At 43.2% G+C, this 20,392-nt stretch carries 20 protein-coding genes and 1 pseudogene; 18 read left to right on the forward strand and 3 right to left on the reverse strand.

Going from position 1 to position 20,392, the window contains the following annotated elements:
• Positions 1 to 3: 3 nt before the first annotated feature.
• The 7 genes and pseudogenes from C2M32_RS01160 to C2M32_RS01190 all read left to right on the forward strand — a co-directional run bounded on the left by C2M32_RS01160 (position 4) and on the right by C2M32_RS01190 (position 7,313).
• A pseudogene (locus tag C2M32_RS01160) lies at positions 4 to 608 on the forward strand (type 4a pilus biogenesis protein PilO).
• Complete coding sequence (locus C2M32_RS01165; RefSeq protein WP_105166919.1) at positions 608 to 1,147, forward strand: pilus assembly protein PilP; 540 nt, start codon at positions 608 to 610, stop codon at positions 1,145 to 1,147. The pseudogene C2M32_RS01160 and the gene C2M32_RS01165 overlap by 1 nt, the downstream one beginning before the upstream one ends.
• Before the next feature lie 19 nt (positions 1,148 to 1,166).
• The gene (gene pilQ, locus C2M32_RS01170; RefSeq protein WP_105166714.1) at positions 1,167 to 3,200 is read left to right on the forward strand and encodes a type IV pilus secretin PilQ; all 2,034 of its coding nucleotides are present in this window, start codon (positions 1,167 to 1,169) and stop codon (positions 3,198 to 3,200) included.
• Positions 3,201 to 3,362: 162 nt separating this feature from the next.
• Positions 3,363 to 3,881, forward strand: a complete 519-nt coding sequence (gene aroK, locus C2M32_RS01175) for a shikimate kinase AroK (RefSeq protein WP_070986397.1) — start codon at positions 3,363 to 3,365, stop codon at positions 3,879 to 3,881.
• Between the two features lie 24 nt (positions 3,882 to 3,905).
• The gene (gene aroB / locus C2M32_RS01180) at positions 3,906 to 4,976 is read left to right on the forward strand and encodes a 3-dehydroquinate synthase (protein WP_105166715.1); all 1,071 of its coding nucleotides are present in this window, start codon (positions 3,906 to 3,908) and stop codon (positions 4,974 to 4,976) included.
• The gene (locus C2M32_RS01185; protein WP_105166716.1) at positions 4,976 to 6,421 is read left to right on the forward strand and encodes an AAA family ATPase; all 1,446 of its coding nucleotides are present in this window, start codon (positions 4,976 to 4,978) and stop codon (positions 6,419 to 6,421) included. The genes aroB and C2M32_RS01185 overlap by 1 nt, the downstream gene beginning before the upstream one ends.
• A 52-nt stretch (positions 6,422 to 6,473) precedes the next feature.
• Positions 6,474 to 7,313, forward strand: a complete 840-nt coding sequence (locus C2M32_RS01190; protein WP_105166717.1) for a Dam family site-specific DNA-(adenine-N6)-methyltransferase — start codon at positions 6,474 to 6,476, stop codon at positions 7,311 to 7,313.
• Here the strand turns inward: C2M32_RS01190 and C2M32_RS01195 are convergent.
• Positions 7,310 to 7,489 (reverse strand): DUF2970 domain-containing protein, encoded by a 180-nt coding sequence (locus tag C2M32_RS01195; protein ID WP_105166718.1) that lies wholly within the window; start codon positions 7,487 to 7,489, stop codon positions 7,310 to 7,312. The genes C2M32_RS01190 and C2M32_RS01195 overlap by 4 nt on opposite strands.
• 5 nt (positions 7,490 to 7,494) lie before the next feature.
• Positions 7,495 to 7,785, reverse strand: coding sequence for a hypothetical protein (locus tag C2M32_RS01200; RefSeq protein WP_105166719.1), 291 nt, complete (start codon positions 7,783 to 7,785; stop codon positions 7,495 to 7,497).
• A 185-nt stretch (positions 7,786 to 7,970) separates the two neighbouring features.
• Here C2M32_RS01200 and rpe point away from each other — a divergent pair, with 185 nt between their 5' ends.
• From rpe to speD, 11 genes are all read left to right on the forward strand, one after another.
• Positions 7,971 to 8,648: a ribulose-phosphate 3-epimerase gene (gene rpe / locus C2M32_RS01205; protein WP_105166720.1), complete on the forward strand. Its 678-nt coding sequence runs from the start codon at positions 7,971 to 7,973 to the stop codon at positions 8,646 to 8,648.
• A 6-nt stretch (positions 8,649 to 8,654) separates the two neighbouring features.
• Positions 8,655 to 9,320: an HAD-IA family hydrolase gene (locus tag C2M32_RS01210; protein ID WP_105166721.1), complete on the forward strand. Its 666-nt coding sequence runs from the start codon at positions 8,655 to 8,657 to the stop codon at positions 9,318 to 9,320.
• Between the two features lie 21 nt (positions 9,321 to 9,341).
• On the forward strand, positions 9,342 to 10,346 hold the full coding sequence (gene trpS / locus C2M32_RS01215) for a tryptophan--tRNA ligase (protein WP_105166722.1): 1,005 nt from the start codon (positions 9,342 to 9,344) through the stop codon (positions 10,344 to 10,346).
• A 54-nt stretch (positions 10,347 to 10,400) separates the two neighbouring features.
• Positions 10,401 to 10,982 carry an anthranilate synthase component II gene (locus tag C2M32_RS01220; protein ID WP_105166723.1) on the forward strand — a complete coding sequence of 194 codons (582 nt, stop codon included), beginning with the start codon at positions 10,401 to 10,403 and terminating at the stop codon, positions 10,980 to 10,982.
• 41 nt (positions 10,983 to 11,023) lie between these two features.
• Positions 11,024 to 12,199: an HDOD domain-containing protein gene (locus C2M32_RS01225; protein WP_105166724.1), complete on the forward strand. Its 1,176-nt coding sequence runs from the start codon at positions 11,024 to 11,026 to the stop codon at positions 12,197 to 12,199.
• A 308-nt stretch (positions 12,200 to 12,507) separates the two neighbouring features.
• Positions 12,508 to 13,719, forward strand: coding sequence for an aspartate aminotransferase family protein (locus C2M32_RS01230; protein ID WP_105166725.1), 1,212 nt, complete (start codon positions 12,508 to 12,510; stop codon positions 13,717 to 13,719).
• Positions 13,720 to 13,791: 72 nt separating this feature from the next.
• Positions 13,792 to 14,808 (forward strand): arginine N-succinyltransferase, encoded by a 1,017-nt coding sequence (gene astA / locus C2M32_RS01235; RefSeq protein ID WP_105166726.1) that lies wholly within the window; start codon positions 13,792 to 13,794, stop codon positions 14,806 to 14,808.
• A 16-nt stretch (positions 14,809 to 14,824) separates the two neighbouring features.
• The gene (gene astD / locus C2M32_RS01240; protein WP_105166727.1) at positions 14,825 to 16,297 is read left to right on the forward strand and encodes a succinylglutamate-semialdehyde dehydrogenase; all 1,473 of its coding nucleotides are present in this window, start codon (positions 14,825 to 14,827) and stop codon (positions 16,295 to 16,297) included.
• 181 nt (positions 16,298 to 16,478) lie between these two features.
• Positions 16,479 to 16,814, forward strand: coding sequence for a DUF3802 family protein (locus C2M32_RS01245; RefSeq protein WP_105166728.1), 336 nt, complete (start codon positions 16,479 to 16,481; stop codon positions 16,812 to 16,814).
• An 81-nt stretch (positions 16,815 to 16,895) separates the two neighbouring features.
• Positions 16,896 to 17,309: an OsmC family protein gene (locus C2M32_RS01250; RefSeq protein ID WP_070991156.1), complete on the forward strand. Its 414-nt coding sequence runs from the start codon at positions 16,896 to 16,898 to the stop codon at positions 17,307 to 17,309.
• An 85-nt stretch (positions 17,310 to 17,394) separates the two neighbouring features.
• Entirely contained in the window at positions 17,395 to 18,204 is an 810-nt protein-coding gene (speD, locus tag C2M32_RS01255) for an adenosylmethionine decarboxylase (protein ID WP_070986382.1), read from the forward strand.
• 61 nt (positions 18,205 to 18,265) lie between these two features.
• Here the strand turns inward: speD and C2M32_RS01260 are convergent, their stop codons facing one another.
• Positions 18,266 to 20,341 (reverse strand): TonB-dependent receptor, encoded by a 2,076-nt coding sequence (locus tag C2M32_RS01260; RefSeq protein ID WP_105166729.1) that lies wholly within the window; start codon positions 20,339 to 20,341, stop codon positions 18,266 to 18,268.
• Positions 20,342 to 20,392: the final 51 nt, after the last annotated feature.

Below are 20,392 nucleotides of genomic sequence, written 5' to 3' on the forward strand. Positions count from 1 at the left end.
ATAGTGAACTTTGATTTAAAATCATTACAAAACATAGACTGGAATGAGATCGAACTTGATAACATTGGTGAGGGCCGTTTGTTGTTAAGTTGATGTGTTGTGTGCTGGTGGTCGTGATCACCTTTGCAGTGGGTTATAGCCTATTAGTCTCAACATCAATTAATCGCTATGAACACGCGGTAAAACAAGAAGCTCAGTTGCGCAACAGCTATAGAATTAAATATGCTCGTGCCAACAACCTTGATTTATATCGCCAACAGATGAAAGACATGGAAGCGCAGTTTGCACAGCTATTGCGTCAGTTACCTTCGTCAAATGAAACGCCGGGGTTGTTAGATGATTTAACCTATGTTGGCACATCTAGTGGATTAACATTCTTAAAGATTGGCTGGTTGTCGGAAAACAAAAAAGAGTTTTACACAGAGTTGCCAATAAAACTCGAAGTAATAGGTACTTACCATGAGTTTGGTGAATTTGTGAGTAAGGTGGCACAGCTGCCACGTATTGTTAGTTTACATGACTTTAGAATCGAAAATGCGGGCAACAATAATTTGATATTTAGTGTTGTTGCTAAGACTTATCGTTATGGGCAGGGTGACCAGCCATGATGAAGGACGGTATTTGGCCAGTTGTCATATTATTACTGTTGGCAGGCTGTAATGATGATACGGCCGAGCAAAAAGAGTTTATCGACCAGATTCAGGCGAGTGCAACGCCACAAGTTGAGCCTGTACCGCATATGCGGGATTTTACTCACTTTGCGTATACTGCACACAATTTGCGAAGCCCATTTGTGGCACCGGAACCTGAAGTAATTGAAAGCAAAATGATTCAAGTTCAAAACTGTTTACATCCGGACCCTGACAGAGCAAGGGATCCGTTAGAAAAGTACCCCATAGACACTTTGTCAATGAAAGGTACAATAGCAACTAAGAATGTCACATGGGCGTTGATCAAGGCTTCAGATCAAGGGTTATATAAAGTTAAACGTGGTCAGTACATGGGGCTGTACCACGGAGAGGTGATAAATGTGCAGCCGGGATTTATAGAGTTGTTAGAACTTATCCCCGATGGTAGCGGTTGCTGGAAAGAACGTTTGTCGCGGGTAGAAATCCGTGAAGTACAAGAGAGCGACGCGAGTGAATAACAACAAAGGTAGTGTGAATATGACCCTTCAAGGGAATAAATTGAGCATTAAAGGCGTCTTTTTAAGCTTTTTACTTATGATGACAGGCTGGAGCTATGCACTTCCTATGCTCTACGATGTTCGCTATAACCCAATACCAGATGGCGAAACACAACTAGAGCTGGTGTTTGATGAGCAGCTGGCAATAGAACCTCAAGTTCAGGCTTTAACAGAACCTGCGCGACTAGAGCTATTCTTCCCCGGTGTTGAGTTTGAAGAAAGCCTCAAGTCACTGGAAGTCAACAAAGCGGGTATTACCGTTATCGAGAGTGCCTTAAACGATGAGGGGCTCACGGTGACCGTGAATATGGAGCGATTGAAGCTTTATAAAACGTCCGTTAAGAATAATATCACTTACCTACTGGTATCAGACAACCCGATTGCGTCTGAAGATGACATGGTAGCCAATGCAAACAAAAATCAGATCCAATCTATAGACTTTAGACGTGGTGAGAAGGGGGAAGCTAAAGTATTGGCATTTTTAGACAACCCGCAGGCAGCCATTGATGTGCAAGAACGCGGGGGTAAAATTTATGCTGACTTCCATCATATCGAGATTCCTGATGATCTCCTTTACGAACTGGATGTATTGGATTTTGGTACGGTTGTCAGTCGAGTTGAAACCTTCAGAGAAAGCAACAAAAGCCGTTTGGTTGTTGAACCAAATGGTGCTTTTAAGTACACCTATCAGCAGTTAGGCAATATTTTTACTCTAACCGTGGAAAAAGATACGGAAGAGCGTAGTTTCGGCTTAAGTAAAAACTATCAAGGCCAACCTATCACGCTGAACTTTCAAGATATACCTGTGCGCTCAGTGTTACAGATTATTGCTGATACAAATAATTTTAACCTAGTGACCAGTGACTCTGTGGCCGGCAATATCACCTTGCGCTTGGATGGTGTTCCTTGGGATCAGGCTCTGGACGTGGTATTAAGAATCAAAGGCTTGGATAAGCGAATGGATGGCTCTATTCTTATGGTTGCGCCATCAGAGGAGTTGGCAGCTCGCGAAGCGAAAGAGTTACAAGCGCGTAAGCAAGTCGAAGATTTAGAGCCTCTATATAGTGAATATATTCAACTAAACTATGCTAAAGCTGAAGAATTTGCAGATTTATTGAAGACTGACATCAATAGTATTGTGAGCGAACGAGGCAGCGTATCTGTAGATAAGCGCACCAATACTTTGTTGATTAAAGACAGCGCACGCAGTATAGAAAGTATTCGTCGCATGGTTGAAACACTGGATGTGCCAGTGAAGCAGGTACGAATAGAATCTCGCATGGTTACTGTCAAAGACAACGTACAGGAAGACTTAGGCGTACGCTGGGGATTTAGCGATCAGCAGGACACCGATGCCATTTCTGGTAATTTGACCGGTGCTGAGCAACTTTCAAATGGTCAGATCCCAGACTTGGCAAATCGTCTAAACGTAAACCTACCTGTAGCGGGTACGTCCGCGGGCACCATCGGAATGCATATTGCTAAACTTGCAGATGGCACCTTGATTGATCTCGAGCTGTCAGCTTTAGAGCAAGAAAATAAAGGGGAAATCATTGCCACGCCAAGTATTACTACGGCGAACCAGAAAAAAGCACGTATTGAACAAGGTACAGAGATCCCCTATGTGGAGGCGGCATCCAGCGGAGCAACTTCAGTAAGCTTTAAAAAAGCTGTGTTGAGTTTGGAAGTGACCCCACAAATAACACCAGATAATAAAATTATTCTAGACTTAGTGATCACTCAAGACACTCGGGGTGATAATGTACAGACACCAAATGGTCCAGCTGTTGCCATCAACACCCAGCAAATTCAAACACAGGTGCTGGTCGATAATGGCCAAACGGTGGTGCTAGGTGGAATTTATCAACAAGAAATTACCAGTGCGGTAAGCAAAATCCCATTATTGGGTGATATTCCTTACTTGGGTGCAATGTTTAGAAATACACGTGAAATAAACGAGAAAAAAGAATTACTGATTTTTGTGACCCCAAAAATAATGCTGGACAATCAGTAATTGCTACATAGTTGAACGAATTTACGTACTGTAGTTGCTTTTTATACTATTTGACTTGAAATCGTTCGTGGATTACTGAGATAATCCCCTCCTTAATTTTGGGGCCAGGTCGTTAGGCGGGGTTTTATTTCAAATTTTAGAGTTCGTTAGTACTAAAAAGATATGGCTGAGAAACGTAATATATTTCTAGTAGGCCCGATGGGGGCTGGTAAGAGCACAATTGGTCGTCACCTTGCTGATCAATTACACCTTGAATTTTTCGACTCGGATCAAGAAATTGAACGCCGTACTGGGGCAGATATTGCCTGGGTGTTCGATCTTGAAGGCGAAGAAGGTTTCCGAGTACGTGAAGAAAGCGTAATTTCAGATCTGACAGAAATGCAAGGTATAGTTTTAGCTACCGGTGGCGGATCTGTGGTAAGCAAAGAGGTGCGTAACAAGTTATCGGCACGCGGCATTGTTGTTTACTTAGAAACACCGATTGAAAAGCAGGTTGCTCGTACACAACGTGACAAACGTCGTCCTCTGCTGCAAACAGAAGAGGCGCCGCGCGATGTACTAGAGCGTTTAGCAGAGGAGCGTGAACCTCTGTACAAAGAAGTAGCAGACTTTGTAGTACGCACCGATGAGCAAAGTGCAAAGGTTGTTGCTAATCAAATCATAGAAAAGCTAGATTTTTAATTTTTGATAGCCTAGGAGGGATAGATGCTTGAGTTGAAGGTTGATTTAAACGAGCGAAGCTATCCTATCTACATAGGCCAAAATTTACTAGCTGATGCTGGGCGGCTGACCAAATATATTGGCCAATGCCGTCCTGTCATCATCACCAACCACACCGTAGCACCATTATATCTAGATGGTCTTTTAAGTGCGCTTGATGGTTACGAACCATTACATTTCATTTTACCTGACGGTGAGCAATACAAAACGCTAAGTTCGTTTGAGCAAGTCAATGCCTTCTTATTGCAGAATAACTGTGGTCGTGATACCTGTTTAATTGCGCTTGGTGGTGGTGTTATTGGTGATTTAACGGGCTTCGTTGCCGCTTGTTATCAACGTGGTGTGCCGTTTATTCAGATACCGACAACCCTATTGTCCCAAGTGGATTCTTCGGTGGGTGGAAAAACCGCTGTCAATCATCCTCTGGGCAAGAATATGATAGGGGCTTTTTATCAACCAAAAGCGGTATTCATTGATACTGATAGTTTGGCGACCCTTCCAGCTAGAGAGTTTGCAGCAGGAATGGCTGAGGTTATCAAGTATGGCCTTATTTATGATGCTCAGTTCTTAACCTTGTTGGAAGAGAAACACGACGAATTATCGAGCTTGCAGCAAGATGTATTGATGCAAGTGATATATCGTTGTTGCCAAATAAAGGCGCTGATTGTGGCACAGGATGAAACGGAAGCAGGACAGCGAGCGTTGTTAAATCTGGGCCATACATTTGGTCATGCCATCGAGGCGCAAATGGGGTATGGCAATTGGTTGCATGGAGAAGCCGTCGCTGCAGGTATGATGCTTGCGGTTAAACTGGCTGCGTTACGAGAAGCTTTAACTGGCGCGGAAGTTGCTAGGATTGAAGCATTGATAGCCAGTTATCAGTTACCTACAGAGGTGCCCACGGATATGACAGCTCAACAGTTTCTAGCGCACATGCGTAAAGATAAAAAGAATAAGCAAGGGCGGATTCGTTTTATCGTACCAACGGCTTTGGGTACATGTGCCTTAGTGGATGATGTGTCTGATGACACGGTGAGTTTGCTAATAGGCCGCTGATGCAGTCGCAAATTTTACCTAGTCGATCTGCTTTAGTGGATCGTATTGCTTTGCAGTTTGAATATGGGCAGAACCTTATCTGCTTGGTCGGGCCTTCTGGCTTAGGCAAAAGTTATATTGCAGAGTCTTTTATTACCGATAAATACCCCGAATTTAATAAAGCTTTTATTCAGCTATCAGCCTCAACCAAAGATGTGGACTTGATGACTGAGCTACTACAACATAGCTTTCGTGGGCCTTTGGTTGATCACAACCTAACTTTAAGTCAGAACTTTTTTAATTTATATCGGCAAAACCCTTGTGGTCCCTGTCTATGGGTACTTGATGGGGCAAGGCATTTGTCAGAAGAAATGGCAGCGGAACTTGCTTTGCTCGCGAAAAAGTCGCCAACAACCCTGTATATTTTAGTCACCGCACAAGCGCCAAACATGCTGCCTAACGCACTGGATATTCATCTAGAACCATTATCTTCGATGGAATCGGTCAAGCTGATGAGCATGTTTTTCAAGCAGCTACCTATGCGAGAAGATCCAATATTTCAAACGTTTTTGAAAGCATGTCAAGGTAATCCCGCGCTGTTGCTACAATGGAAAAATGAACAGCAAGTGGAGTTAAGACCTCAAAAGAACAAATCAATAAAAACCTCTTGGCATCTTGCATTGTTTAGCGTGCTATTAGCTTTATTAATGGTCGCGTTTATATATCAAAAAGAGTTAGTGGCACTCCTTCCCGAAACGCAGCAAAACAATGACGTTGACACGGTGCTGCCAACGGCGGCAGCAATATCAACAGAAGCGCAGCAAAAGAGCAGTGTCGGCGCAGAGATATCATCGGCCCTTCAAACTCAGAACAAGGAACACACAAGTGCTCACATCGCCCCTGAGCCGATGACAGAGCAACCTAATACAGCTCTTAAAGAGAAGATGCAAAGTCAGCAGGACATTCAGGCGATAGTGTCAGCGCTCGATGTTGAATTACCACAAGTTGCAACCGACTCTTTAAAAGTGGACGACAGTGCTAGGCTAAATGAACTGGTAACATCGCCACAACCTGAGGAACATTCAATAAAAGCTGACACAAAAGTCGACATCGCAGCAGATGAAGAAGCTCCTAAAGTGAGTGTGCAACCTAAGGCTGTGCAGCTACGAGACGACAGTGAGTGGTTTTTGACGAGAAATGATAATGAATGGGTTGTTCAGCTTTTGGCTGTAAAAGATGCGCAGGTGGCCATCGAGTTTATCGCCTTACACAAGCTAACCGATGTGAAGGTCTATCAAATGATGCGAGCCAACAGTCCCTGGTGGGTAGCTGTATTGGGTCCGTATGCGTCGTTGGAAGAGGCTAAGGTGATTAAATCGGCTCTTCCTGAGGAAGTCTTGAGCGGTCAGCCATTTTTCAAAAAAGTGGATAAAATAAAACAGGAAATTAACCAGTCCACTCGGTAATTATCGACTTTTAGTGTAAGATCGCCCCACAATTTTTATAAATAGAATCAGCATGCAGCAAAAGACTCGGGCCTTCCTTAAATGGGCAGGTGGTAAATACAGTTTGGTTGAAGATATTGCTCGACGATTGAAAGTCGCAAGTCAAGATGCCGATACGTTAGTCGAGCCGTTTGTTGGAGCTGGATCGGTATTTCTAAACACAGATTTTAAGCATTATTATTTAAATGACATTAATGCTGACCTAATTAACTTATACAACGAGCTTAAGCGTCAGCCGGAAGAGTTTGTTAGTGATGCTAAAAAGCTGTTTGTTGAGCTCAATAATCACCCTGACGCATACTATGCGTATCGCTTGCAGTTTAACGAAAGTATTGATATTTACGAGCGAGCGGTACTATTTTTATACATGAATCGTCACGGCTACAATGGTCTTTGTCGTTATAATTTAAAAGGTATTTTTAACGTACCCTTTGGTAAATATAAACGTCCTTATTTTCCAGAAAAAGAGCTATATGCATTTGCTAACAAAGCACAGCGAGCGACCTTCACTTGCCAAAGTTATGCAGATGTTTTCAGGAAACTGCCAAGCAATGCAGTGGTATACTGTGATCCACCGTATGTGCCTCTAAGTAAGACTGCTTCGTTTACCTCGTACGCAAAAGGTGGGTTTGATTTAGATGATCAAGCTAACTTAGCGAACCTTGCTGAGCAAACGGCCTTTTCACATAAAACGCCAGTGTTGATATCAAATCATGACACCGTTTGGACGAGAAAAATATACAGTCAAGCTCAGTTAGATGTTATTCAGGTGAAACGGACTATCAGCCCAAAAGGTGCAGGCAGAAACAAAGTGAATGAGTTAATGGCGATGTACAATACGTCTAAACGTTAAGAAGCGATATAGTTAACCATAACGCTTAGTACAATAACAAACGTCGTGACTAAGATAATCCCAACGATGAGGTAAGGTAGGGCTTTAGGTTTTTCAAAATCTTCATGATACTTTTTGTCGCTTTGCACGCCAAATAACGCCGCGAGCACACTTTGTACCACTCTAAGAAAATTCATCTAGGTTATAGATTAGGCGCTAAACGGCCATCACTCTTTCGATCTGAGCCAAGTAGCAGTTCGAGTAAATCTAAATAATGAAACTGTGCGCTACCGCTTTCGCCTCTAAACCAAGAATACCAGTTTACCTCAGACTCCTGTCTGCAGTATCTAGAATCACTGTTTTGTGAGGTTTCACATGTGCAATTATCATATTTGGTTAATGCAGTCGTGTCTTCGTCTTGGGATAATACACCCACAGACATAACCACAATTGCACCAAGCACAAGCATCCGTGTTTTAAGCTGACCCAACATAATATTACTCCACCTAACGGTTATCATTAGATAGTACACAATAATTGTTCACTAAACAAACGAAAAGTGGCCAGACTTGGGACTTTGGGCGGAACAACCGTTCATTACGTAGACTTTAATGCTGTGTCGAACTTGCAAAATAAGGTAAAGTAGGCTTGATAACACCGAGGAACAAGGGCTTTATTGTGCAGCAAAAATCTAACTATTTAATCGCACCATCTATTTTATCAGCTGATTTGGCACGTTTAGGAGAAGACGTAGAGAGGGTATTGCAGGCGGGCGCGGATGTCGTTCACTTTGACGTAATGGACAACCATTATGTACCTAATTTAACGTTTGGTCCTATGGTATGTAAGGCGTTGAGAGAGTACGGTATCACAGCACCAATTGACGTGCATTTGATGGTAAAACCAGTGGACTCCCTCATTCCTGAATTTGCCAAAGCAGGGGCAAGTATCATTACTTTTCACCCAGAAGCTAGCGAACATATCGATCGGACTATTGGCTTAATCAAAGAGCATGGTTGTCAAGCTGGACTAGTGTTTAACCCCGCAACTCCATTGCATTATTTAGATTATGTTATGGATAAGTTGGATGTCATTTTATTGATGTCGGTTAACCCAGGGTTTGGTGGTCAGAGTTTCATACCTCAAACTTTAGATAAACTTCGTCAAGTTCGAGCATTGATTGATGCCAGCGGCAAAGATATTCGTTTAGAGGTTGACGGTGGCATCAAAGCACAAAACATTGCAGAGGTTGCAAAAGCAGGCGCTGACATGTTTGTAGCAGGATCGGCGATTTTCAATCAACCGGATTATGCAGCGGTGATCACACAAATGCGCGAAGAGTTGGCAAAGGTATAGCAAGTAATGCGTTATCAAGGTGTTTTGTTTGATTTAGATGGCACGTTAGTAAATAGTGCTCAAGATATGTACATTGCATTGAACCTTACATTGACCGAGGTTGCTTTTCCAGTTGTTAGTTATGCTCAAGTGTGTAGTTGGGTTGGGAACGGAATTGATACACTCGTAAAAAGAGGGCTCAGTGGTAGCGTTGAGGTTAACCCGGAGCTGCCAGCGGCTTTAATTGACCTTGCCATACAGACTTTCAGAAGTCATTATGGGCAACTGGCAGGGCAATACGCTACTTTATATCCTCATGTTGAAACTGGGTTAGCCGCGCTAGCGGGATTTCCTAAGGCATTGATTACGAATAAAGATCGGTCTTTTACAGAATCTTTACTAGATACGCTCAAGTTAACCTCACACTTTAAGGTATTGATTTGTGGTGATGATGGCTGCAAAAAGCCAGCGGCTGAACCGCTGTTAAATGCCTGTACTGCTTTGGGGTTGCAGCCCAAAGATGTGGTGATGGTTGGAGACTCAAAAAGTGATATTGTGGCCGCCCAAAACGCCAACATTGATGCGATAGCCTTAACCTATGGTTATCACCAAGGGATCAATTTACAAGATCTTAATCCGCAGTACCTCTGTGGTGATTTCTTAGATATAATCCCCATTTTAACTCAGCGATAATATATTAAATAAAGGAACATCATGACTAAACCAGTAGTGTTAAGTGGCATTCAGCCAACCGGTGGTATGACGATAGGCAATTATGTGGGTGCCATTAACCAGTGGCTTAACTTACAACAAGATCATGAAAGTTTCTTTATGTTAGTTGACTTGCATGCAATCACTGTTCGCCAAGAACCTCACTTACTCAGAGAGCGAGTATTGGATGGTATTGCATTGTATACGGCGTGTGGTATCGACCCAGAAAAGGCTGCGCTGTTTGTACAATCACAAGTGCCAGAGCATGCGCAACTAGCATGGGTGCTTAATTGCTATGCGCAAATGGGCGAGCTAAATCGCATGACGCAATTTAAAGATAAATCGTCTAAACATGCGAATAATGTCAACGTTGGATTGTTTTCTTATCCCGTATTGCAAGCTGCTGATATTTTGTTATATCAAGCAGATCAGGTTCCTGTCGGTGAAGATCAAAAGCAGCATCTAGAGCTCACCAGAGACATCGCGACACGTTTTAACAATTTATACGGTGAAGTGTTTACGATACCCGAACCTTACATCCCTGAGCTTGGCGCTCGCGTGATGAGCCTGCAAGACCCATTAAAGAAAATGTCAAAGTCGGACGACAACCCAAATGCGTTTATTATGCTGTTGGATGAGCCAAAGAAAATAGAGAAAAAGTTAAAAAAAGCGGTCACTGATTCGGATGAACAGGCACGTATCTATTTTGATAGAGATGAAAAGCCGGGCGTTTCAAACTTGTTGACTCTATTGTCTGTGGCGACAAAACGGACTGTTGAAGAGTTAGTACCTGAGTACGAAGATAAAATGTATGGTCACTTGAAAAAAGACACCGCTGATGCGGTGGTTGCGATGATTGAGCCAATTCAAGAGCGCTTTAGAGCGATTCGAGAAGACCAAACACTATTAAATAATATTATGCGACAAGGTGCTGAAAAGGCGAGCGTGCGTGCACAGCAGACTCTAAAAAAGGTCTATGATGCAGTTGGCTTTATTCCTCGTCCATAAGTTTTTGTATTGCAGTAGGCCAGGCTCGTGCCTGGCTTTTTTATGGAAATTTCTATGTTATTAATGATTGATAACTATGATTCATTTACCTATAACTTAGTGCAGTATTTCCAGCGTTTGGACCAAGAGGTACTTGTTCAGCGTAATGATGCTATCAGCCTTGCTGACATTAAGGCATTAAAGCCAGATCATATTGTGATTTCTCCTGGACCTTGTACTCCTAATGAGGCTGGTATCTCGTTGTCGGTGATTGAACAATTTAAAGGTGATATACCTATTTTGGGTATATGCTTGGGTCATCAAGCTATTGCTCAAGCACTGGGTGCTAGCGTTATTAGGGCCCATGGTGTTATGCATGGTAAGACTTCTGCTATTGAGCACACTGGTAAAGGTGTATTTACTGGGCTACCTAACCCTTTGAATGTATGCCGTTATCACTCGTTGATCGTTGATAAACATTCATTGCCTGAGTCCTTTGAGATCACCGCGTGGACGCCAACAGACACCGACAAGGTGGATGAGATCATGGGAATGCGCCACACAGAGATGGCGCTTGAAGGGGTGCAGTTTCATCCAGAAGCAATTTTGACAGAACATGGTCTAAGCTTACTTGATAACTTTATACGTCACTTCTAATCTTTTACTTATATAACTAACTGTGAGCTGGTAGAGAGTCTATGACAGAAGACAACAAGCACGTAAGGATGGCACAAGCGCTAACAGAACGAGCGCATGACTTACTCATCAGTCACAGTTTTGCTCAAGAGCAAATAGGTTTTATCCACACCTTGGAAATGAACTTAGGTGAAAAAATCCCGCAGCGTACCATGTTGGAAGTGGAAATAGCTGCTTCTGCAAAGCGTAAGGAAAGTAGCACAAGCCATCATAAATACATTGCTAAAGCCAGTGCCCATATCCATCATGCGATTGAGGAGTCAATTACCAAACAACTCAACGATACAGACAGCTTGTACTACGAGGTGATGGGTATTCAGGATGGAGTACCAGCGGTGTTTGACCTGTTGGCGGTTAAGTCAGCCTCAGTTGGAAGATTAGAGCCATTGGTTAACGATTTGACTTGGCTTGGGCGAGAGCTAGTTTCATTGGTAAATTTACCCCAATATCGTAAAAAAAGTTCAACAGGCATGGCCGTTAAGGTGGATACCCCAGCATTGGCGATACGTTATTTAGGATTGGAAAACCTACAGTGGGTACTACCCACCTATGCGATGAAACATTGGTTACCTTATTCAACCGAGCCGTTTTCTCTGATGAAGCGCAAGTTGCGAGAGCTAAGCATGTCGACCGCAATTGCAGCTAAAGCGTTAGCACAGAGTAACGGTGTAAAAGAGCAGCATGCTTACACGTTAGGGATGATGTTGGATATTGGTAAGGCTGCACTCACCCGTTTATATTTGAGAACACATGAACAGGTGTGGCAAGACAGGGTGCGTAAGGCTCGAGACAAAGGGCATAAGGATTTACACACCGCGTTACTTGAATTGGGTCCAGATCCATTATTTCTGAGAAACTTACTGTTAGAAAATTCTGCCAAAGTTACTCAGCAACTCATCGAAAAGATGGACTTCAGATATTTGCCATTTGCAGCGGCGATGGAAGAGTTTGCGGTTAGTTATTTACCAAATTCGAATAAAAAACTAACTGATCCACTGCCATTGACTAAGGTATTGAAGAAAGCTCATGGCTATGCGCTGTATCTGTTGCTTGCAGACAAACATTTTATTGAGCCAGATGAAACTAAGTTGTGGTTTTCGTATCTTGAATTAACCAAAGCAGAGCAAAAAGTACTCTCAACTTGCTCATTCCATGGTTTACAGCTAACAATTTCATAATATTTAGACATTTTTTTTACGACTATTCATTCAGCACTAAATTCTTAGGATGAGGCTAAGATGCTTGCGTGCTTGCTATGTTGTCTATTTTCCTCCAAATAGTTATTCACTGCGACTGAAATATTATCTCAATCCCTTGAATATAAAGGCCTCAATGAAAGTTTTCTATGAGACTTTCATATTTTTTTCTGAAATAATAAGTGAATGAATTTTGCACCAAACCAACAAATGTGTTGGCTAAAATATACAAGTTGAACGCTGAAATTCAGCCGTTTGCGGTGCCGTACTCAACAAAGTGAGGAGTTAAAATGACTATAAATCGTGAATTATTTGATCAAGTAATGGTGCCTAACTATGCACCTTCAGCTGTGATTCCGGTAAAAGGCGAGGGGTCGCGCGTATGGGACCAAGAGGGACGAGAGTACGTAGACTTTGCCGGCGGTATCGCAGTTAACTGTTTAGGTCATTGCCATCCTGCTTTAGTCTCAGCCTTAAAAGAACAAGGTGAAAAGCTTTGGCACTTATCAAATGTTATGACGAACGAGCCGGCGCTGCGTTTAGCAAAAAAGTTAGTCGATGCAACATTTGCTGACAAAGTGTACTTTGCCAACTCAGGTGCAGAAGCAAACGAAGCTGCGCTTAAGTTAGCCCGACGTTTTGCGCTTGATAATTACGGCGAGCAAAAATCACAGATCATCTCTTTCAATAAAGGGTTCCACGGTCGTACTTTCTTCACTGTTACAGTTGGTGGCCAAGCTGCTTACTCAGATGGTTTTGGTCCTAAGCCCGGTGATATTGTACACAGCGATTACAATGATCTTGCTGCGTTTGAAGCGCTTATTTCTGATAAAACCTGTGCCGTTATGATGGAGCCACTACAAGGTGAAGGTGGTATTGTTTCTCCTGATGCCGATTTCGTGAAAGGTGTGCGTGACTTATGTACTAAGCACAATGCTCTATTAATCTTTGACGAAGTGCAAACTGGCGTTGGACGTACTGGTGAGTTATACGCATATCAAGGTTTAGGAGTAACGCCTGATATTCTAACTACCGCGAAAGCGCTTGGTGGTGGTTTCCCAATTGGTGCAATGATCACGACCAATGAAATTGCACAGCACTTAAAGGTTGGTACGCATGGCTCTACCTACGGTGGTAATCCACTGGCGTGTGCAGTTGCAGAAGCTGCTTTCGATACGGTAAATACACCAGAAGTTTTAGCTGGAGTGAAAGCAAAAGAAGCATTATTCCGTGAATTACTTACTGCTATCAATGACAAATACAAGGTATTTAGTGAAATTCGTGGTAAAGGCCTACTATTAGGTGGTGTGGTTGCGCCGCAGTACAAAGGTCGTGCTAAGGACTTCTTAGTCGCGGGTATCAAAGAAGGCGTTATGTCGTTGGTTGCTGGCGCAGATGTTGTGCGTTTCACTCCGTCTTTGGTTATCCCTGAAGCGGATATTCGCGAAGGCATGGCACGTTTTGAAAAAGCGGTTGCCAGTGTTGTAGCCAATAACGCCTAATCTTGGTGGGACCAAGTAATACTTGGTCCTGATTTACCATCTAGTGTTATAACTTGAGGAGTAAGCGGGCTCATGATGATCCTTCGCCCAATCCAAAAAAGCGATTACCCAGCGCTTTTAAACATTGCCCACGAGTCGGGCCATGGTTTTACTTCATTACCTGTTAATGAAGAGCTGTTGCAAAATAAAATTGCACGCTCAGAAGCCTCTTTTAAAAAGCAGACAGACATTCCTTTTGATGAAGGGTATCTATTTGTGCTTGAAGATACCGAAACAGGTGAAGTCGTCGGGACAAGTGCTATTGAAGCAGCTGTGGGTTTAGATGATGCATTTTATCATTACCACCTCAGTAAAGTTATTCATTCTTCTCGCACTTTAGATGTATATAAAGCAGTCGATATTCTAACGCTTTGTAACGATTATACCGGGGCAACGGAGCTATGCACATTGTTCCTGAAAGACGGATATCGTAAGGGCTTGAACGGAAAGTTGCTGTCTAAATCTCGCTTCTTATTCATCAAGCAGCATCAGTACCGTTTTGCCGATACCGTTATTGCTGAGATGCGTGGTGTATCTGACGAAAATGGACAAAGCCCATTTTGGCAATGGCTAGAAGAGCATTTCTTCTCAATGGATTTCCCGACTGCTGATTACTTAACGGGTATTGGTCAGAAGGTATTTATCGCTGAATTAATGCCTAAGTATCCTATCTATGTAAACTTACTGAGTAAAGAAGCGCAGGCGGTAATCGGTCAAGTGCATACCAACACTAAGCCAGCTATTGAGTTATTAAAGAGTGAAGGTTTCACTTTCAATGGTTATGTGGATATTTTTGATGCGGGCCCAACTGTAGAAGCCAAAGTTGACAATATTCGCACGGTTCGTTCGGTACAAAATAAGATAGCACGCATTGGTAACGTACAGGGCGGTTCCCCTGTGATGGTTGCAAATGATAAACTAGCTGGATATCGGGCTACGGTTGCTGAACTTCAAGTTGATGCGACAAACGCAGAAGTCGTTATTAGCGCCGAAGTAGCAAACGCATTGAACATTGTTGATGGTGACTCGCTCAGCATCGCAACACTCTAATTTGTAGGTATTAATTATGACAACACATCCTGCTCAACTGATTAATGGTGAATGGGCTGCAGGCCTAGGCAGCGAATTTAAATCGGTTAACCCAGCAAACAACGAAGTGATCTGGTCAGCTAACTCAGCAACCGCTGAGCAAGTAGATGCGGCAGTCAAAGCAGCAAGACAAGCTTTTTATACGTGGGGCGATTTAGACTTCGCTGAGCGTTTGACAATCGTACAACGTTTTGCAGAAGCGCTGAAAGAAAACAGTGAAGAGTTGGCAATTGCAATCGCTAAAGAAACCGGTAAGCCACTATGGGAAACACGCACAGAAGTGGGTGCTATGGTCGGTAAAATTGCAATTTCTGAAAAAGCCTATCAAGAAAGAACTGGGACGGTCGAAAATCCGATGCCTGTGGGGCGTGCGGTTATTCGTCACAAAGCGCATGGTGTAGTTGCAGTGTTTGGACCATATAACTTCCCAGGTCACTTGCCAAACGGTCACATTGTACCTGCTCTGTTAGCTGGTAATACGGTGATTTTCAAACCTTCTGAATTAACGCCATATGTTGCTGAGCTGACGCTAAAACTATGGCAAAAAGCGGGTTTACCTGCGGGTGTTATCAACCTAGTACAAGGTGAAGTTGAAACAGGTAAAGCACTTGCCTCTCACAAAGGTATTGATGGTTTATTCTTTACTGGGTCTTCACGTACTGGTCATTTACTACATGAACAATATGCAGGGCAACCGGGCAAAATTTTAGCATTAGAAATGGGTGGTAATAACCCGCTCATCGTTAAAGACGCATCGGACACCAAAGCGGTTGTACATGACATCATCCAGTCAGCGTTTATCTCAAGCGGTCAGCGCTGTACTTGCGCACGTAAGCTATTTTTGCCAGTCGGTGCACAAGGTGATGCGATTTTAGAACACCTGATCCGTGCAACCAAAGCGATTAAAGTGGGTAACTTTGATGATGCTGAGCAGCCGTTTATGGGGTCAATGATTTCTGAGCGTGCCGCAGCGGGCATGGTTGCCGCACAGCAGCAGTTACAAGCGTTGGGCGCAGAGTCTCTACTTGAGCTAACTCATACACCTAACACTGGCTTTGTTACACCGGGTATTATCGAGTGTACTAACGTAACTGATTTCCCAGATGAAGAGCATTTCGGCCCATTATTAAAAGTGTTCCGTTACAGCGATTTTGATGCAGCGATTGAAAAAGCTAACGATACCAGCTTTGGTTTATCAGCAGGCCTATTGGGCGACAACGAAGCTGACTATGAGCACTTCCTACGTCGTATTCGTGCGGGTATAGTAAACTGGAACCGTCCAATCACGGGCGCATCAAGTGCAGCGCCATTCGGTGGCATCGGTGCCTCAGGTAACCACAGGGCCAGCGCTTACTATGCTGCAGATTACTGTGCTTACCCAGTAGCCTCTGTAGAGCTTGAGAAAGTCACTCTTCCAGGTACTCTGAGCCCAGGCTTGAACATCGACTAATAGATATTTTACAAAGGGTTAGTCGGTATTTTGGGATAAAATACAGACTAATACTTTGTTCCTAAAAAGAGCAGCTAACGCTGCTTTTTTTGTGTTCAACTAAACGACAAAAGTAGCATTAGGAGTGAGTTTCTGCTTAAATCTATAGCAGAAGTGTTAAAAAATCTTAGGTGGAATAAAGATGGTTTTAGATAAACAAGGTTATGACGAATTAGTCATGTATCTGACACAAAATTTAGCCTTGTTTGAGAAACCTGGTGAAATCAAGCCTGGTGCGCCTAAAGTTATGGAGCTCATAGAAGATGTTATTGCTGAAAACGTGATACGTATTTGTGAGCAACACAGTGAACTCACAACAGAGCAACGCAGCCTTATCGTACGAGAAGTGGACGGTATTGTGTATGACCTGCAAGAAGTGCTGTCTAGCGTTACAGAGCAACGGGTCACTGTTGAACAGCGAGAGTTTATCGAGGAATTTGCCGGCCTAGTTAAAAACATGTTTGACTCGGCCGTTTAACAATAACAACTGCTAATTAATAGCAACGAGGTTTATAACACCGCCATACGGCGGTGTTATTGCTTTTATTTTGAGGTATTTATGCAAGCAAGTGTAAAGTGGGTAGATGGAGATACTTTCATTGGTCGTTCTGACTCAGGACATAATGTCGTTTTTGACGCAGGCTCAGACAGTGCGGCCCCAAGTCCGATGGAAATGGTACTGATGTCGGCTGGATGTTGTTCATCTGTGGACGTTGTGAGCATTTTAAAAAAGGCCAAGCAGGATTTTGATAATGTAGAGGTAAAGCTAAGTGGTGAGCGTGCAGAAACTGCACCTAGAGTATTTACCAAAATAAACCTACACTTTGTGGTTACTGGCCGCGGTGTATCGGAAAAGCACCTAGCCAGAGCAGTACAATTGTCTGCTGAAAAATATTGTTCTGTGGCGTTAATGCTTGATAAAGCAGTAGAAATTACGCACAGCCACGAGGTTGTTGAAAGCGAAGCAAAATAACGCTTTTTCATAGCGCGATTTTCGTATAAAATCCGCGAACTTTTGGTTCTGCAAAGCAGATTTACAGTTTGAAGGTTGGTCTATCGTGAACAAGCCCTTTGATAAAATTAAACTCCATGGCTTTAACAACTTAACTAAGAGTTTAAGCTTTAGCATATACGACATTTGTTACGCCAAGACAGAGCAACAACGTAAAGAATATTTAGAATATATTGATGAGCAGTATAGTGCGGATCGTTTAACTGATATTTTAAGAGACGTAGTTGATATTATTGGCGCAAATGTACTGAATATTGCGCGTCAAGATTACGAGCCGCAAGGGGCAAGTGTTACTATTTTGGTGTCGGAAGAACCTGTTGAACAACAGACTTTTGATAGCAATGAAACGCCAGGGCCTTTGCCTGAGTCTGTTGTTGCGCACCTAGATAAGAGCCACATTTGTGTGCACACTTATCCTGAAGCACACCCGAATGATGGTATTTGTACATTCCGTGCTGATATTGAAGTATCAACGTGTGGGGTGATCTCACCATTAAAGGCGTTGAACTTCTTAATTCACTCGTTAGAGTCGGATGTCGTCACAATCGACTATCGTGTACGTGGTTTTACGCGCGACGTGACAGGTGTGAAACATTACATTGATCATGCAATTCACTCAATTCAGAACTATATGACTGAAGATACGAAAGAAGCGTATCAGATGTTAGATGTGAACGTATATCAAGAAAACTTGTTCCACACGAAGATGATGTTAAAAGAGACGGATCTGAATACGTATCTTTTCGGTATCACGACGGATGATCTGAGTGAAGAAGAAGAAGCTGAGATCAGAGCGCGTCTAGATCGTGAAATCCAAGAGGTATTTTACGGACGTAATCTGCCAGAAGTTGACTGATAACTTCTGCACAATAAAAAAGCGCTCAATGAGCGCTTTTTTATTGTCTAGTGAAGTGACTTTACAGCTCATACTTAAAAGTTAAGCCAAGCAAACGTGGTTCACCATATTGCACATACGTTTCTTCAACATAGTCTTTAAGTGGGTTGTTTGGAAACCTAAAACCACGCACAGCCACATCTTGGTTTGTTAGGTTTCTACCCCATGCGGTCAAAGACCAGTTGTTGGCGTAGTAGCTGACACTGGCATTGAGTAAGTTGCTGTTATCTGCTTTGGCATCGTGACTAATGGAGTGGAAATAGTCGTCTTTGCCTTCAACGGATACCTCAGCAAAGAGTTGTTCTGTGACTTGATAGTTTACCGCAAATGAGTACTGGTACCTTGGTGCTTGAGCCTGCTCTCTACCATCAAGTGCAAGTTGAGCGAACTCACCCTCCACTTTGGTATCTAAATAGCCTGCACTGTATGTTAGCATGAGTCGATCGGTGTATTGCAAGCTGCCTTCAACCTCTAAACCATAGTTACGTCCCTGTGTTGCATTGTCAATAAACTCCAGAAACTTACGCTCTACTTCAATAGAGCGTTTTACCTGCATATCATCTCGGTGCATGTAAAACGCGCTTACGCGCACGGTATGACGGTTGTCTTGTGAACTGCCCTTTACGCCAAACTCTAGGTTCCACAAATATTCAGGGGCAAAGTTATAACTGTCACTGGTAATGTTGAGCCCTTCATCTTTAGCTTGTGCCAGAGCTTGACCATTGACCCCACCAATTTTATAGCCTCGCGATAGACTGGTATAGATCATGGTACGTGGCACCACAAAGTGCTCAAGGGCAATCTTAGTCCCCCACATCCAATCATCGCTATTGCTTACAATGCTGTTGCTATCGAAGTAGTCGGTGTTGTAGTACTCGGCACGTAACCCTGTGATTAGTTCAGTTTTGTCTGATAGTGGCGTTACTTTTTGACCAAATAAAGCCATGTGGCTTACGTCATAGTGAGAATTAAAGTCTTGCTCTTGCCAGGTATAAGCACGTGTCAGAGCAACTTGCTTACGTTTGGCTGACAACCCACCTACCCAATTTTGAGCTTTATCAGAGAAAGTGAGTTCAAAAGTACCTCTATCATGATCACGCAAATAGCTATCCGTTGAGCTGTAACCATATGGATGGAGCCCTGCTGCACAAATACTCGGTTTGCTGCTGTCGTTGCAAGTCCAGTCCTCATCATAGCTATATAGCGTGTCACCTTGGAGGCGGCTGACTAGAATGGTCATATCGAAAAGATCTGAGCCTGTGTACAGCGTGGTAAGGGCAAAAGCATCGCTTTGCTGATTGTCTTCCCCTGGCTGATCAGCACTACTTTGGCGATCATTATTAAGAGTGAACGCGTCATAGCCATTGTCGATATTGATATGATGTGCGACTAACTCAGTGCTTAGTTCGCTCGTCCATTGAGTACGCAGTTTGATGCGTGCGACCTGTTCATCCTGAGTTTGTGTTGCATCGTTCAAATAAACATTGTCGGTATAACCGTCAGATTGGTGCTGATAATAGCTAGCTCGCATAGCGGTGCTATCGCTGAGTGACGTGCCAGCAGCAATACCTGCTTCGTAACTACTGTAGTTGCCAGCTCCGAGTTGCACATTTAGAGAGGGCTCGTTGCTGACGGAATGAGTCTGTACATCAATCATACCAGCCATGGCATCTGCACCGAAGCGCGTCCCCTGAGGTCCACGGTAAACCGCAATTTTTTCAACATCAAATAATAACGCGCTGCCCCCTAGACCTGAATAATCAATGTTATCAATCAGCATTCCAACGCTTGGGTGAATGGGGTCTACGAACTGTGAACGCAAGCCCACACCTCTGATCTGCACAAAGCGACCGCGAGACGCACCGGCGGTAAAGTTGATGTTAGCGGTACTATTGAGTAGTTGATCCAAATAGTTCGCACCGCGATTTGTGATTGTATCTGCACTTAGCACGTTGGCACTGGCACTGAGGGTTTGCAAACTTTCTCGTTTAAAGTCTCCAGTGACTTCAATGGTTTCTATAGGGCTATCATTAGCCACAGCAACGGGTGCTAGTAAGGAAATAATACTGGCGCTCAACAGAGAGTATTTTGACATCATAATCTTTAGTTAGTCATTTGAGTTGCGCATATTTTAACAAATGACAGCGAG

The sequence above is a fragment of the Pseudoalteromonas sp. T1lg23B genome (assembly GCF_002964665.1).
Lineage (GTDB): Bacteria > Pseudomonadota > Gammaproteobacteria > Enterobacterales > Alteromonadaceae > Pseudoalteromonas.

Coding starts and splice junctions, on each gene's coding strand:
- C2M32_RS01165 (WP_105166919.1), top strand. CDS start 608: ATGAAGGACGGTATTTGGCCAGTTGTCATATTATTACTGTTGGCAGGC.
- pilQ (WP_105166714.1), top strand. CDS start 1,167: ATGACCCTTCAAGGGAATAAATTGAGCATTAAAGGCGTCTTTTTAAGC.
- aroK (WP_070986397.1), top strand. CDS start 3,363: ATGGCTGAGAAACGTAATATATTTCTAGTAGGCCCGATGGGGGCTGGT.
- aroB (WP_105166715.1), top strand. CDS start 3,906: ATGCTTGAGTTGAAGGTTGATTTAAACGAGCGAAGCTATCCTATCTAC.
- C2M32_RS01185 (WP_105166716.1), top strand. CDS start 4,976: ATGCAGTCGCAAATTTTACCTAGTCGATCTGCTTTAGTGGATCGTATT.
- C2M32_RS01190 (WP_105166717.1), top strand. CDS start 6,474: ATGCAGCAAAAGACTCGGGCCTTCCTTAAATGGGCAGGTGGTAAATAC.
- C2M32_RS01195 (WP_105166718.1), bottom strand. CDS start 7,489: ATGAATTTTCTTAGAGTGGTACAAAGTGTGCTCGCGGCGTTATTTGGC.
- C2M32_RS01200 (WP_105166719.1), bottom strand. CDS start 7,785: ATGTTGGGTCAGCTTAAAACACGGATGCTTGTGCTTGGTGCAATTGTG.
- C2M32_RS01210 (WP_105166721.1), top strand. CDS start 8,655: ATGCGTTATCAAGGTGTTTTGTTTGATTTAGATGGCACGTTAGTAAAT.
- trpS (WP_105166722.1), top strand. CDS start 9,342: ATGACTAAACCAGTAGTGTTAAGTGGCATTCAGCCAACCGGTGGTATG.
- C2M32_RS01220 (WP_105166723.1), top strand. CDS start 10,401: ATGTTATTAATGATTGATAACTATGATTCATTTACCTATAACTTAGTG.
- C2M32_RS01225 (WP_105166724.1), top strand. CDS start 11,024: ATGACAGAAGACAACAAGCACGTAAGGATGGCACAAGCGCTAACAGAA.
- C2M32_RS01230 (WP_105166725.1), top strand. CDS start 12,508: ATGACTATAAATCGTGAATTATTTGATCAAGTAATGGTGCCTAACTAT.
- astA (WP_105166726.1), top strand. CDS start 13,792: ATGATGATCCTTCGCCCAATCCAAAAAAGCGATTACCCAGCGCTTTTA.
- astD (WP_105166727.1), top strand. CDS start 14,825: ATGACAACACATCCTGCTCAACTGATTAATGGTGAATGGGCTGCAGGC.
- C2M32_RS01245 (WP_105166728.1), top strand. CDS start 16,479: ATGGTTTTAGATAAACAAGGTTATGACGAATTAGTCATGTATCTGACA.
- C2M32_RS01250 (WP_070991156.1), top strand. CDS start 16,896: ATGCAAGCAAGTGTAAAGTGGGTAGATGGAGATACTTTCATTGGTCGT.
- C2M32_RS01260 (WP_105166729.1), bottom strand. CDS start 20,341: ATGATGTCAAAATACTCTCTGTTGAGCGCCAGTATTATTTCCTTACTA.